Origin of the sequence: Kribbella sp. NPDC051620, from assembly GCF_044453825.1 — a bacterium.
In the GTDB taxonomy this organism is placed as follows: domain Bacteria; phylum Actinomycetota; class Actinomycetes; order Propionibacteriales; family Kribbellaceae; genus Kribbella.
Window position 1 is genome coordinate 789,863 of sequence record NZ_JBITDB010000004.1, and the last position, 13,475, is coordinate 803,337.

Annotated in this window: 10 protein-coding genes; 6 read left to right on the forward strand and 4 right to left on the reverse strand. The window is 67.9% G+C overall.

All coding sequences use genetic code 11. The annotated features are described in order from the left end of the window. Positions 1–73: 73 nt before the first annotated feature. Both ACIA12_RS22835 and ACIA12_RS22840 read left to right on the forward strand, forming a co-directional pair. A complete protein-coding gene (locus ACIA12_RS22835; protein WP_396369049.1) occupies positions 74–850 on the forward strand; it encodes a GNAT family N-acetyltransferase in 777 nt (258 codons plus the stop codon). Positions 851–1,490: 640 nt separating this feature from the next. Beyond that, on the forward strand, positions 1,491–2,876 hold the full coding sequence (locus tag ACIA12_RS22840) for a purine-cytosine permease family protein (protein WP_396369050.1): 1,386 nt from the start codon (positions 1,491–1,493) through the stop codon (positions 2,874–2,876). Positions 2,877–2,886: 10 nt separating this feature from the next. Here ACIA12_RS22840 and ACIA12_RS22845 read toward each other — a convergent pair whose 3' ends face one another. The 4 genes from ACIA12_RS22845 to ACIA12_RS22860 all read right to left on the reverse strand — a co-directional run bounded on the left by ACIA12_RS22845 (position 2,887) and on the right by ACIA12_RS22860 (position 8,714). Then, the gene (locus ACIA12_RS22845) at positions 2,887–3,288 is read right to left on the reverse strand and encodes a VOC family protein (RefSeq protein ID WP_396369051.1); all 402 of its coding nucleotides are present in this window, start codon (positions 3,286–3,288) and stop codon (positions 2,887–2,889) included. A 497-nt stretch (positions 3,289–3,785) separates the two neighbouring features. Then, entirely contained in the window at positions 3,786–6,239 is a 2,454-nt protein-coding gene (locus tag ACIA12_RS22850; protein ID WP_396369052.1) for a Tex family protein, read from the reverse strand. Between the two features lie 290 nt (positions 6,240–6,529). Continuing rightward, a complete protein-coding gene (locus ACIA12_RS22855; RefSeq protein WP_396369053.1) occupies positions 6,530–8,020 on the reverse strand; it encodes a DHA2 family efflux MFS transporter permease subunit in 1,491 nt (496 codons plus the stop codon). A 58-nt stretch (positions 8,021–8,078) separates the two neighbouring features. Further along, a complete protein-coding gene (locus tag ACIA12_RS22860; RefSeq protein ID WP_396369054.1) occupies positions 8,079–8,714 on the reverse strand; it encodes a DUF624 domain-containing protein in 636 nt (211 codons plus the stop codon). A gap of 78 nt (positions 8,715–8,792) precedes the next feature. Between ACIA12_RS22860 and ACIA12_RS22865 the strand changes: the two genes are divergently transcribed. The 4 genes from ACIA12_RS22865 to ACIA12_RS22880 all read left to right on the forward strand — a co-directional run bounded on the left by ACIA12_RS22865 (position 8,793) and on the right by ACIA12_RS22880 (position 13,109). Next, positions 8,793–9,869, forward strand: coding sequence for a substrate-binding domain-containing protein (locus tag ACIA12_RS22865; RefSeq protein ID WP_396369055.1), 1,077 nt, complete (start codon positions 8,793–8,795; stop codon positions 9,867–9,869). Positions 9,870–9,986: 117 nt separating this feature from the next. Further along, complete coding sequence (locus ACIA12_RS22870; protein WP_396369056.1) at positions 9,987–11,270, forward strand: extracellular solute-binding protein; 1,284 nt, start codon at positions 9,987–9,989, stop codon at positions 11,268–11,270. Further along, positions 11,267–12,211, forward strand: coding sequence for a carbohydrate ABC transporter permease (locus ACIA12_RS22875; protein WP_396369057.1), 945 nt, complete (start codon positions 11,267–11,269; stop codon positions 12,209–12,211). Before ACIA12_RS22870 ends, ACIA12_RS22875 begins: the two co-directional genes overlap by 4 nt. After that, entirely contained in the window at positions 12,204–13,109 is a 906-nt protein-coding gene (locus ACIA12_RS22880) for a carbohydrate ABC transporter permease (protein ID WP_396369058.1), read from the forward strand. Before ACIA12_RS22875 ends, ACIA12_RS22880 begins: the two co-directional genes overlap by 8 nt. The last annotated feature ends 366 nt before the right edge of the window (positions 13,110–13,475 follow it).

A 13,475-nucleotide genomic window follows, 5' to 3' on the forward strand; every position in this document is an offset into this window, starting at 1 on the left:
GCTGCCGGCTTGGTCGACTGGCGCGAGCATCAGCTGCCGGGTGAGTAGTTGGGGGTGGGGCTAGGGTCGGGGAGTGGAGATTGCTGCGCGGATCGCGTCCGCTCAAATGGTGGGGCTGGGGAGGTCGCGGCGGCAGATCGTGGCTGGGCCGTTGGTTGGCATGCTGCATGACGAGGACGTCTGGTTCTTGTCCAGTGCGGTCGCGGCGGATCCGGGGACGCCCTTCGATCCTGACGAGGTGTCCTGGGCGCTCGAGACGATTCGTCAGGCCTTCGCCGCGGAAGGGCGCTGGCTGCACGTCGAGCTGATCGAGGAAGCCAACCCAGGACTCGCTGAAGCTCTCGTGGCGAACGGTATGACGATCGCCTCGCGCCCGCCGTTGCTGGTGGTCGAGCCCGCCGACCTCAAGCTCCCCGACCTCCCCGAAGGCATCACCGCCTCGGTCGTCACCTCACCCGAGGAGCAGTCCGAGGCCGACGCGGTAGCCGCCGACGCCTATGAGACCAAGGACGCGGCAAACCCGTTCCAGCCCAACCCAGCCGACGGTGCGAGCGTCCTGATCCGCCAGGACGGCGTACCGGTCGCTACCGCCGCATGGACCGCCATCGCCGACGGAGTAACCGAGGTAGCCGGCGTCGGCACCCTGCACTCCCACCGCCGCCAAGGCCTGGGCGCGATCGCCACGGCGTACGCAACCCAACAAGCCTTCGAAACCGGCGGCGCCACCCTCGCCTGGCTGACCCCCGGCGACGACGGCGCCGACCGCCTCTACCGCCGCCTCGGCTACACCCCGAAAGCAACAGCAATCCACCTAGGCGACCCCGGCCCCCACCTAGCCGACCTCCGCTAGCCCCCCGCTGCCCGCCTCACCCGAGCGCCCCAGGCAGCGACCCGCTGGCCCGCCGGCGCCCCGGCGCCCCGGTGCCCCGGTGCACCTGGGCCACCCGGGCGGCCACCTAGCCGGACTGCGCTAGCCCACCCCCGCTGCCCGCGTCACCCGCGCGACCCAGGCAGCCACCTGCGCCGGCCCGCCGGTGCCCGCGATGCATCTGGGCGACCCGGGCGGCCACCTAGCCGGACTGCGCTAGCCCACCCCCGCTGCCCGCGTCACCCGCGCGACCCAGGCAGCCACCTGCGCCGGCCCGCCGGTGCCCGCGATGCATCTGGGCGACCCGGGCGGCCACCTAGCCGGACTGCGCTAGCCCACCCCCGCTGCCCGCGTCACCCGCGCGACCCAGGCAGCCACCTGCGCCGCGCCGCCGGTGCCCGCGGTGCATCTGGGCGACCCGCTTGACCCGGGGTGGCTGTCCCGATCGACAGGACATAGTCCGCCAAACCGCCCTGCAGACCACCGCTGCGGGCCTGGCGTGCCGCCGATTCGGCGACTATGTCCTGTCGATCGGGACCGACTGCGTCGTCGCCGGGCCGGGAGATCGGTGGCATGTCGTAGTGCGGGTTAGGAGGTCGTTGTCGGTGGCAACATGCTGGGCATGGACAGGGTGGTGGTGGAGCAGCGGAGTATTGATGTTGTGCCGGAGGGGGAGCGGCACGGGACGGCGTTGAGTCAGTTCACGTTGTGGTTCGGCGCGAACATGCAGGTGACCGCGGTTGTCGACGGGGCGCTGGCGGTGGTGTTCGGAGCCGACGCGCTCTGGGCGATCGTCGGGCTGTTGCTCGGCAACGTGCTGGGCGGGATCGTGATGGCGCTGCATTCGGTGCAGGGTCCGCGGTTGGGGTTGCCGCAGATGATTTCCAGCCGGGCGCAGTTCGGCGTGTACGGCGCCGTGGTGCCGCTGGTGCTCGTCGTCGTGATGTATCTCGGGTTCGCCGCCACCGGAACGGTGCTTGCCGGGCAGGCGGTCAACAAGGTCCTGCAGGTCGACACGGCCGCGATTGGCATCATCATCTTCGGGGCGCTGACCGCGATCGTCGCGACCCTCGGGTATCGCTGGATCCATCGGCTCGGACGGATCGCGACCCTCTTCGGCATTCTCGGCTTCACGTACCTCGGTATCCGCCTGCTGACCACCGAGGACGTCGGCGCGCTGTTCGGTGCCAAGCCCTTCGACTGGGTGACCTTTCTGCTGGCGATCTCGCTCGGCGCCGGCTGGCAACTGACCTTCGGCCCGTACGTCGCCGACTACTCGCGCTACCTCCCGCGCGACACCCCCGAGCGAACCACCTTCCTCGCCACCTTCGCCGGCTCGGTGATCGGCTCCCAATGGTCGATGACGCTGGGCGCCCTGGTCGCGGCCAGCGGCGCGGGCTTCCTCTCCAACCAGGTCGGCTACCTGGGTTCGCTCGCCGGCCCGAGCGGTATCGCGGTGCTGATCTACCTGGTGATCGTCGTCGGCAAGCTGGCCGTCAACTGCCTCAACGCGTACGGCGGCTCGATGACCCTGCTCACCACGGTCTCCGCCTTCACCCGAGCCGCCAAGATCGGTCCGGTCGCTCGGTCGGCGTACACGATCGTCTTTCTGGCGGTCTCGGTGCTGATCGCGATCTTCGCCTCGGCGAACTTCCTGGACAACTTCAAGAACTTCGTCCTGGTCCTGCTGATGGTCTTCACCCCGTGGAGCGCGATCAACCTGACCGACTACTACCTGATCTCCAGAGAACGCGTCGACATTCCTGCCCTGTACGACCCGTTGGCCCGGTACGGCGCCTGGAACGTGCCCGCCCTCACCTCGTACTTCGCTGGCATCGTCCTGCAGATCCCGTTCCTGGCCCAGAAGCTCTACACCGGCCCGATCACCGACGCTCTAGGCGGCGCCGACATCTCCTGGCTGGTCGGCCTCTTTGTCACCGCTGCCATCTACTACCCGTGGGCCCGCCGCACCGCGAACCCACCAGCCCAGATGGTCTACCCGTCCTGAGTCAGCGTGGTCAGCTCTGCGGTGCTGGACCGAGGAGGTCCCAGCGGTTTCCGGAGACGTCGACGAAGACGACTACCCGGCCGTACGGTTCGTCCCGCGGCTCGGCGACGAACTGAACCCCCATCCGACGCATCCGGTCATAGCTCTCCTCGAAGTCGTCAACCCGCAGAAACATCCCCACTCGCCCGGCGAACTGGTTTCCAACCGCCTGCAGTTGACGCTCACCATCAGCTTTGGCGAGCAGCAACGCGGTCGTCGCACCAGGCGGCCGGACGACAACCCAGCGCTTCGGCCGTCCATCGTTGGTGAGCGACGGCGAGTCCTCGACCAGCTCGAACCCCAACACGTCCACGTAGAACCGGATCGCAGCGTCGTAGTCGTCCACAATCACCGCAAACTGCTCAAGATGCATACCCGCCACAAAATCACCCCCACCCCCACCAACCAAACCAGCCACCCCCCGCCGCAACCAACACGCCAGCACCCCCACCGCCCAAACCGGCCAACACCCGCGCTGCCCAACAAGCCAGCACCCGCACCAACCAAACCGACCAGCACCCGCAACAAACAACCGGCCAGCATCGGCGACATGCAGACCGGCCGGCACCTGCGGCGGACAGTCGGCGAGCATCGGCGACATGCAGACCGGCCGGCACCTGCGGCGGACAGTCGGCGAGCATCGGCGACACGCAGACCGGCCGGCACCTGCGGCGGACAGCCGGCCAGCATCGGCGACACGCAGACCGGCCGGCACCTGCGGCGGACAGCCGGCCAGCATCGGCGACACGCAGACCGGCCAGTACCTGCGGCGGACAGCCGGCCGGCACCTGTGGCAGACAGTCGGCCAAACCCGCGACAGCAGACCGGCCGGCACCCTCGAGGGGTGCCGGCCGGTTTGTTTGGTTCTGGTCAGCGGACGGTGAAGCCGGCTTTGCGGAAGGCGTCGGCGAGGGAGCCTTCGTCCATCGGGACGTCCTTGGGCGGCTGTGAGTTTCCTCGGCCGCCTTGGCCACCGCGGCCTTGACCGCCACCCTGTCCACCGCGACCACCGCCGCCGGAACCGCCTGGGCCGCGGCCGCCACCGCCACCCGGACCACGTCCTCCACCCGAGCCGCCGGGGCCGCCGCGGTTTTCGGCGGAACGGGCTGAGCGGCCTTCGCCGGTGCGGGGGCCGGAGGTGGGGGCGCCTACCTCGTCGTCCAGGCGCAGGGTCAGGGAGATGCGCTGGCGGGGGATGTCGACCTCGAGGACCTTCACCTTGACGATGTCGCCCGGCTTGACCACCTCGCGCGGGTCCTTCACATAGTTCTTCGACAGCGCCGACACGTGCGCCAGACCATCCTGGTGCACGCCGATGTCGATGAACGCGCCGAAGGCCGCCACGTTGGTGACCTGACCCTCCAGCCGCATCCCCGGCTTCAGGTCGCCGATCTTGTCGACGCCCTCGGCGAAGGTCGCGGTCTTGAAGGCCGGCCGCGGGTCGCGCCCGGGCTTCTCCAGCTCGGCCAGGATGTCGGTCACCGTCGGCAGACCGAACATGTCGTCGACGAAGTCAGCCGCGTTCAGCGCCTTCAACGCGGGCGAACCGATCAGCGACTTCAGGTCGGTACCGGTCGAGTCGATGATCCGGCGCACCACCGGATACGCCTCCGGGTGCACGCTGGAGGAGTCCAGCGGGTCCGCGCCGTCGGGGATCCGGAGGAAGCCCGCCGCCTGCTCGAACGCCTTCGGGCCGAGCCGCGGCACCTCCTTGAGCGCGGTCCGGGTCTTGAACGGACCGTTCTGGTCGCGGTAGATGACGATGTTCTCCGCGAGGCCCTGGGTGATTCCGGAGACCCGGGTCAGCAGCGGCGCGGAGGCGGTGTTGAGGTCGACGCCGACCGCGTTCACCGCGTCCTCGACCACCGCGTCCAGCGAACGCGACAGCGAGGCCTCCGGCAGGTCGTGCTGGTACTGACCGACGCCGATCGACTTGGGGTCGATCTTCACCAGCTCGGCCAGCGGGTCCTGCAGCCGGCGCGCGATCGACACCGCGCCGCGCAGCGTGACGTCCATCCCGGGCAGCTCGGCCGAGGCGAACGCGGACGCGGAGTACACCGACGCCCCGGCCTCGGACACGACCGCCTTGGTCAGCTTCAGCTCCGGGTGCTTGGCGATCAGCTCGGCCGCCAGCTTGTCGGTCTCGCGCGACGCCGTACCGTTGCCGATGGCAATCAAGTCGACCTTGTGCGCTGCAGCCAGCGCGGCCAGCGTCGCGATCGACCGGTCCCACTGGTTCTGCGGGACGTGCGGGTAGATCACCCCGGTGGAGACGACCTTGCCGGTCGCGTCGACCACGGCGACCTTCACGCCGGTACGGAAGCCCGGGTCGAGCCCCATCGTCGCGCGGGTCCCGGCCGGTGCCGCGAGCAGCAGATCGCGGAGGTTCGACGCGAAGATGCGGACGGCCTCGTCCTCGGCGGCCTGGCGCAGCCGGGTCCGCAGGTCGATGCCGAGGTGAACCAGGATCTTCGTCCGCCAGGCCCAGCGGACCGTCTCGACCAGCCATTGGTCGGCCGGGCGGCCCTTGTTCTCCACGCCGACCTTGCGGGCGATGGTCGCCTCGTACTCCGTCGGGCCGTCCGATTCCTCGGCGCCGGCCGGCTCGGGCTCGACCGTCAGCGAGAGGACCTCTTCCTTCTCGCCGCGGAACATCGCCAGGATCCGGTGCGACGGCATCTTGGTGAACGGCTCGTCGAAGTCGAAGTAGTCCGAGAACTTCGCGCCCTCGGTCTCCTTGCCCTCGCGCACCTTCGACGCCAGCCGGCCGCGGGTCCAGACCCGCTCGCGCAGCTCGCCGATCAGGTCGGCGTCCTCGGCGAACCGCTCGACCAGGATCGACCGGGCGCCGTCCAGCGCGGCCTGCGGGTCGGCGACCTGGTCGTTGACGAACACCGTCGCGGCGGCCAGCGGCGGCACGGTCGGGTCGGCCAGCAGCCCGTCCGCGAGCGGCTCCAGCCCGGCCTCGCGGGCGATCATCGCCTTGGTCCGCCGCTTCGGCTTGAACGGCAGGTAGATGTCCTCCAGCCGCGACTTGGTCTCCGCGGCGAGGATCGATGCCTTCAGGGCGTCGTCCAGCTTGCCCTGGCTCTCGATCGACTCGAGCACGGTCTGCCGGCGCTCCTCGAGCTCCCGCAGGTACCGCAGGCGCTCCTCGAGCGTGCGCAGTTGCGCGTCGTCGAGCTCGCCGGTGATCTCCTTGCGGTACCGCGCGATAAACGGCACCGTCGAGCCCTCGTCCAGCAGTCCGACGGTTGCCCGGACCTGCCCCACGCCGACTTCCAGCTCGTCAGCGATCCTCTGCTCGATCGACTGCAATGCCACTGTCCCGCATCCCCTCTACATCCGATGACAGACGAGCATTCTGCCCCGCTCGCCGCACCCACATCCTTCCCTATCCCCCAGACAGAACACGACCTCCGCCCCCACCCTGTGGACAACCCACCCCTTCCCAGTCCTACGGAACGCCCCGTGCCAAGCCCACATCTGGTGGGCTCGGACACGAACCGGCGACCTTGAACAGGAAGCGGTGGCCTTGAACAGGGCACACCTTGTTCAAGGCCACCTGATGATGTCCGAGCCCACCAGATGTGGGCTCGGACAGGAAGCGGAGGTCAGGCGGCGTCGAGTACTAGGTCCTCGTCGAGCTCGACCTCGGTGGAGGTTGAGCGGGTGGGGCGCATCAGGGTGCAGGCGATGACTACGGCGGTGGTGACCAGGAGGGCGGCGATGGCGAAGGAGAGGTGGTAGCCGCTGGTCAGGGCGTCCAGGACCGGCTTGCCGGCAGCGGCGACATCTTCCGTGCGGGTTGCCGAGACCGTGGCCAGGACGGCCAGGCCGAGGGCGGCGCCTACCTCGCCCATGGTGCCGATCAGGCCGGATGCGAGGCCGGCGTCCTCGGGCTTCACGTCTGCCATCGACAGGCCCATCAGAGCGGGGAAGCAGATGCCGCCGCCCAGACCGAGCAGGAACAGTACCGGCATCACGTGGATGAAGTAGTTGCCGCCGACGGGAGCCTGGGTGAAGAGCGCCAGCCCGATCACGATCAGGACCAGTCCGCCGATCAGCGGCCGGCGCGCCCCGAACCGCATCACGAGCTTCTCCGAGTACTTCACCGACAGCAGCCCCATCACCAGCGTCGTCGGCAGGAACGCCAGCCCGATCTCCAGGGCGTCGTACCCGAGAACGCGCTGCAGGTAGAGCGACCCGAGGAAGAAGATCCCGAACATCCCCGCCGAGGACAGCGCCTGGATCAGGTTGGCCCCGGTCAGCGTCCGCGACCGGAAGATCCGCAGCGGCACCAGCGGGTTGGCGGCGGTCGCCTCCCGCACGATGAAGCAGGCCAGCAGGGTCAGCGTCAGCAGCGACAGCGCGATGCTCCGGGGAGCGGTCCAGCCCAGCTCAGCGGCCGGCTTCACGATCGTGAACACGCCGACCATCAACGCCGAGGTGATCAGCACGGCACCCGGTACGTCGGTACCGCGGCCGAACCCGAGACCCTTGTCCTTCTCGATCACCCGAACCGCCAGCAGTGCGGTAGCGATCCCGATCGGCAGGTTGACGAAGAAGATCCAGTGCCAGCTGATCGCCTGGGTCAGCACGCCACCGGCCAGCAGACCGATCGAGCCACCGGCTGAGGCGACGAAGGCGAAGACGCCGATCGCCTTGGCCTGCTCGCGCGGCTCGGGGAACAGCGTCACGATCATGCCCAGGATGACGGCCGAGGTGAGCGCCCCGCCGACCCCTTGCAGGAAGCGTGCGGCGATCAGCACGGCTGAAGAAGAAGCGAGCCCGCAGAGCACGGAGGCCGCCGTGAAGACGATCAGGCCGCTGACGAAGATGTTCCTTCGCCCGAGCAGGTCACCGAGCCGTCCGGCCAGCAGGAGCAGGCCGCCGAAGGCGATCAGGTAGGCGTTCACCACCCACGCGAGGCTCGAGTTGCTGAAGCCGAGGTCGTCCTGGATGGCCGGCAGCGCCACGTTCACGATCGTCACGTCGAGAACGATCATCAGCATGCCCGCGCAGAGTACGTAGAGAGCAAGCCAGCGCGAGCGGCCGCCCTGCGTGGCCGGCGTCGTCGCCAGGGTGTCGGTCGTCGCGTACATCTTGGTACTCCTTCTGGTCCGGTAGGGGCCTTACACCTCTACGTCGAACCAGCAGGGCTCAGATTGACACGTCCGGCGAATCTTTTTCGGCCGGTACGGTCCGGGTGCGCGAGATCCAGTAGCCGATCAGCGCCGGCACGAGCCCGGAGCCGACCGCGAACAGGGTCGGCAACTGGCTGACCAGGGCGAACCAGGTGAACAGACCGATCACCCCGCCGGCGACTCCGAGCGAGCGACGCAGGAGAAAGAGGTTGGCCTCCCGGAAGAGGCTCTTGGGCGTACTGTCCTCGGGCGCGGCCGGCAGCACGGCAAGCGTGCTGAGGTAGAGCCCGACGATCATTCCGGTCAGCGGGATCAGGATGACCAGGGCGGCGATCCGGATCGGGCCGTTCGCGTTCGCCCAGAAGAACAGTCCGAAGGCGAGCGCGATGCTGCCGAAGTACAGGGCGAGACCGGTCAGCCAGAAGCGCGGGAAGGCCCACCTGAACTGGCGGAAGAAGCGCCGCAGCAGCTGCGGATGGTCCTGGCTGAGGGCATCCGGCAGCACCCGCTGGAACGCGAACGCCGCCGGATAGAGCGTGACGATGCCGAGGCTGAGGACCAGGAAGACCAGCTGCAGCATCAGCAGATCACCGACCACCGACAGCTTCGACAGCACGGCGTTGGTCCGGCCGGCTCCACTCGTCTGGCTCACAGGCACTCCCTCACGTCGAAGCTGATGATCGTATGATCACAAACAATCACATCCGGATCACCGTCCCCGGAGGACCGCATGCTCGCACCGGAACGCCACGAGCTGATCCTGCGCAGCCTGCGCCGGCACGGCCGATTGCGGGTGGCCGACCTGGCAGCCGAGCTCGGCGTTTCCGCGATCACAGTACGCCGGGACCTCGCCGAACTGGACACGGCCGGACTCCTCCGCCGGGTGCACGGCGGCGCGGTCGGCACCACACCTGCCCCTGTCCGAGGCAGCCAAGGCAACCAGCCGACGATCGGCATCATCGTCCCGAGCTCCACCTTCTACTACACCGACGTGATCCGCGGCGCCGAGGCGACGGCCGAGCGGTACGGCGCCCGCCTGGTGCTCGGTGTCTCCGGGTACGACGTCGCCGTCGAGCAGGAGCGTCTGGAGAAGGTGCTCGGCATCGGGGTCGCCGGGCTGCTCCTCAGTACTGCTCTGGGTGACGGCCGCGCCGCCGAGATCAGCCGGACGCTGGACTCGATCGACGTGCCGGTCGTGCTGATGGAGCGGGCGTTCGGGTTCCCGGATGTCGGGCGTGAATACGACCATGTGCGCACGGATCATGCGTACGGGGCGATGCTCGCGCTGCGTCATCTCGTCTCGCTCGGCCATCGGCGGATCGGGATCAACCTGAACGCGAGCGTTACGGCGTACTGGCTGAGGCAGGGCATCGCCCGGGCAGCCGAGTCGCTCGGAGTGGAGCTGTTCATCTCGCCGGTCGCGCTGCCCGCTCGCGGTGAGGACCCGACCACGATCGCCCAGCACGACAAGTTCCTGGCCGAGTGCGAGGCGTTCGGCGCCCGGGCGGCGCTCGTGCACTCCGACGAACACGCCGCGCGGCTGACCGAGCGGGCGATGGAGCGCGGCCTGCGGATCCCGGACGATTTCGCGATCGTCGCGTACAACGACGAGACCGCTGCGCTGGCGGTCATCCCGCTGACAGCCGTCTGCCCGCCCAAGCTCAGACTCGGCGAGGCGGCCTGCGAACTGCTCCTCCGCAAGCTCCGGACACCGCCCGACCAGGCCTCGGCGACCCAGCATTTGAGCCTCCTGCCGGAACTCCGGGTCCGGGAGTCCTGTGGGGCGGCACTCGCTGATCGAATTTGATCATTCGAGCGCTGGGGTATTGACGGGAAAGCCCTTTCCCCATACTTTCGCTGCACTCGGTGGTCCGGTCGTCACGTAACTGGCGCCGGTCCCGCTCGGCAGCGAAGGAGTTCCCCTGTGAGACGTGGTGCCCGGAGTGGATTGGTGGTGCTGGCCGCCGTGCTCGGCCTCGCCGCCAGCAGTTGTGGCAACGGGGTGATCGACAAGTCCACGGACGGTGTCCCGCCGGCCGAGGCGACCGGCACGTTGCGGGTGCTGATCCCGTCCTTCCCGTCCAGTACGAAGGGCCGCGAGGAGTTCGACAAGGTCGTCAAGGACTTCCAGAAGACCTATCCGAAGATGAAGGTCGAACCGGACTTCGCGACGTACAACAACCTGAACGAGAAGATGTCCACCTCGATCGCGGCCGGCATTCCTTACGACGTGATGGTCACCGGTGTCGGCTGGATCCAGCCGTTCGCGTCGAAGCGGATCTTCGCCGACCTGGCGGCGTACGGCGTGACACCGGAAGTGATCAAGGAGAAGAGCGTCGCCGCGCTGATCGAGCCGGCGATGTACGAGGGCAAGCTGTTCGCGTACCCGCTGCTCGCCGACGCTCGCGCCGTCGCGCTGCGCAAGAGCGCGTTCCGCGAGGCCGGCCTGGATCCGGACAAGCCGCCGACGTCGCTGGCCGAGATCAAGGTCGCCGCCGAGAAGCTCACCAAGCGCGGCGCGGGCGGGTCGATCACTCGCTCCGGCTTCGACTTCTTGGCCGGGGCAACCAGCTATCGGCAGACCTACACCACATTGCTCGCCTCGACCGGTACGCCGCTGTACCTCGACGGCCAGCCGAACTACGCCGGCGAGAAGGGCGTGCAAACGCTGCAGTGGCTCAAGTCGTTGGTCGGCAACGTCCAGCCTTACGGTCAGCAAAACGCCGCGCAGCAGCCCCTGGTGCTCTCTGGTGAGGCCGCGATGGGCATCGTCGGCGGTGCGGTGGACTGCTCCGAGAAGGGCATCGGCCAGAAGAACTGCGACGACCTGAAATTCTTCCGCTTCGACAGCGGCCAGGAGATCGAGTACGTCGGCGGCGACCTGGCCTCGATCGGGTCGCGCAGCCGTCACAAGGACGCGGCCTGGGCGTTCATCCAGTCGCTGACCGTGCCCACGACGCTGGACGCGATCGCCAAGCTGAACAAGAAGCTGCCGGCCTACAAGGACGCCGGCAACTCGCCTCAGGCGAAGTCCAACCCGCTGAGCAAGTTCGTCGCCGACGGGCTGGTCCACGCGGTGAACGAGAACAGCCCGCCGACCAACTGGCTCGAGATGCGCGGCAACTTCGACATCCAGCTCACCCAGGCGGTCCTCGGTCAGAAGGATCCCGCCAAGGTGCTGGCCAACCTGGCAGGACAGTCCCGATGAGCGCCACCCTCGAACACCCCACGAAACCCACCGTCGCAGCGCGCGGTACCGCACCGGCCAAGGACAGCCGTGAGCTGATCCGGAGCCAGGTCCGGGCCGGCTGGATGCTGCTCGCCCCGGCACTGCTGCACTCTGGGATCTTCATCGTGATCCCGGTGCTGGCCGTGATCGTGCTCAGCCTCACCGACTACAGCTTCGGCGACTCCTGGTCCTGGGTCGGGTTCACCAACTACGGCGACCTGTTCCGCGATGTCGACTTCCAGGCCTCCCTGGTCAACACCGTCCTGTACGCCATCGTGGTGATCCCGATCTCGATGGCGATCTCGCTCGCCGTCGCACTCGGGCTGAACCAGAAGATCAAGGCGCTCGGCTTCTTCCGGACCGCGTTCTACATCCCGACGGTGACCGCGACGGTCGCGATCGCCACCATCTGGCTGTGGATCTACAACCCCGGCTCAGGTCTGGCGAACGGCTTCCTCAGCCTTTTCGGCTTCGCGCCGAACCGCTGGCTCGCTGACCCGGCGACCGCGTTGCCGTCACTGATGGTGGTCGGCGTCTGGCAGGGGCTGGGGACCAAGATCATCATCTATCTGGCCGCCTTGCAGGGCGTCTCCCGGGATCTGCTGGAGTCGGCCGACCTGGATGGTGCGGGCCGTTGGCGAAAGTTCGTCAATGTCACCCTGCCGGCCCTCAGCCCCGTCCAGTTCTTCGTCCTGATCACCTCGATCGTGGGGACCTTCCAGGTCTTCGACCTGGTCTATGTGATGACCAGAGGTGGGCCTGGCACCGAAACCCGGGTGCTGGTGCTGGACATCTATCAGAACGCGTTCCAGGACCTGAAACTCGGCTACGCGTCCGCCGAGACCGTGATCATGATGGTCGTGATCGCTGTCTTCATCGGCGCCGGACGCCTGCTCCAGAAGGCGGATGTCAATGACTAGCGCAACGCTGACCGGTCCCGTCGTCGGTACCAAGCCGCCAGGTCTGCGGCCCGGCCGGGTGCTGCTGTACGTCGCGCTGAGCCTCGGCGCGCTGGTGATGATCACGCCGTTCCTGTGGATGGTGCTGACCGCCTTCAAGAGCGACCTGGAGATCGCCAAGTTCTCCTGGCTGCCGGGCGAGCTGCGCTGGCACAACTTCGTCGAGGCGATGCAGACCGCGCCGTTCCTGCGGTACTTCCGCAACAGCCTGTTCATCGCGGTCGGCGAGACTGCCTTCACCCTGGCGGTCTGCACGACGGCCGGCTACGCGCTGGCCAAGTTGCCGATCCGCGGCTCGAAGGCCCTGCTCAGCTACTTCATCCTGCTGCTGCTCGTGCCGTTCCAGATCATCCTGGTACCGCTGTTCCTGATCGTGAAGTCGATCCCGCTGTTCGGCGGCAACAACATCCTCGGCCAGGGCGGCATCGGCTGGCTCAACTCCTGGTGGGGACTCATCATCCCGCTCGGCGCCGCGCCGCTGTTCACCTTCCTGGCCAGGCAGTTCTACGTCTCCATCCCGAACGAGCTGGCCCAGGCGGCCCGGGTCGACGGGCTGGGCGAGTTCGGCATCTTCTGGCGGATCATGACGCCGCTGATCAAACCGGCCCTGATCACCATCTGCGTGTTCCAGATCGAGGCGGCCTGGAACGGCTTCCTCTGGCCGCTGATGATCACCACGTCGGACTCGATGCGGCCGCTGCAACTGGGACTGGCGATCTTCGCGCAGAACCCGGCGGAGATCCAGTGGCCGTACCTGATGGCCGGTACCGCGCTCGCGACGCTGCCGATGATCGTGATGTTCGTCTTCGCCCAGAAGCGCTTCGTCGAGGGAATGGCGAACGTCGGCATCAAGGGCTGAGGCCGGGCCGGGTCGATCCGGTTGATCCGGCCCCGGACAGCAAAAGAGGCCCCCTCCGCAGGTGCTCACCCCGCCCCGGGCGAGCACCTGCTGGGGCCCCCTCCAAATCACCGGCGTTTCCGAAGAACCACCGGAGCGTCCACTTGCCCCCCTCAAGACCAGGACGTCTCAACCTTTTATCGTCACAACCTGAGGGCCGTTACACCTTTCGCCAGAATTTCCCCGAATCCCCGCAGTTCTTCCGTTCGGGACCCCTTTTCACCGCAATTCCGCTACCCGCGGAATCAGCGACATAACTCTGCGTGACAACGATCCGAAAATCCCCGTACTTCGGATTGACGGGTGGCCCGGCGGGCACCGGATCGA

Coding starts and splice junctions, on each gene's coding strand:
- ACIA12_RS22840 (WP_396369050.1), top strand. CDS start 1,491: ATGGACAGGGTGGTGGTGGAGCAGCGGAGTATTGATGTTGTGCCGGAG.
- ACIA12_RS22845 (WP_396369051.1), bottom strand. CDS start 3,288: ATGCATCTTGAGCAGTTTGCGGTGATTGTGGACGACTACGACGCTGCG.
- ACIA12_RS22855 (WP_396369053.1), bottom strand. CDS start 8,020: ATGTACGCGACGACCGACACCCTGGCGACGACGCCGGCCACGCAGGGC.
- ACIA12_RS22865 (WP_396369055.1), top strand. CDS start 8,793: ATGCTCGCACCGGAACGCCACGAGCTGATCCTGCGCAGCCTGCGCCGG.
- ACIA12_RS22875 (WP_396369057.1), top strand. CDS start 11,267: ATGAGCGCCACCCTCGAACACCCCACGAAACCCACCGTCGCAGCGCGC.
- ACIA12_RS22880 (WP_396369058.1), top strand. CDS start 12,204: ATGACTAGCGCAACGCTGACCGGTCCCGTCGTCGGTACCAAGCCGCCA.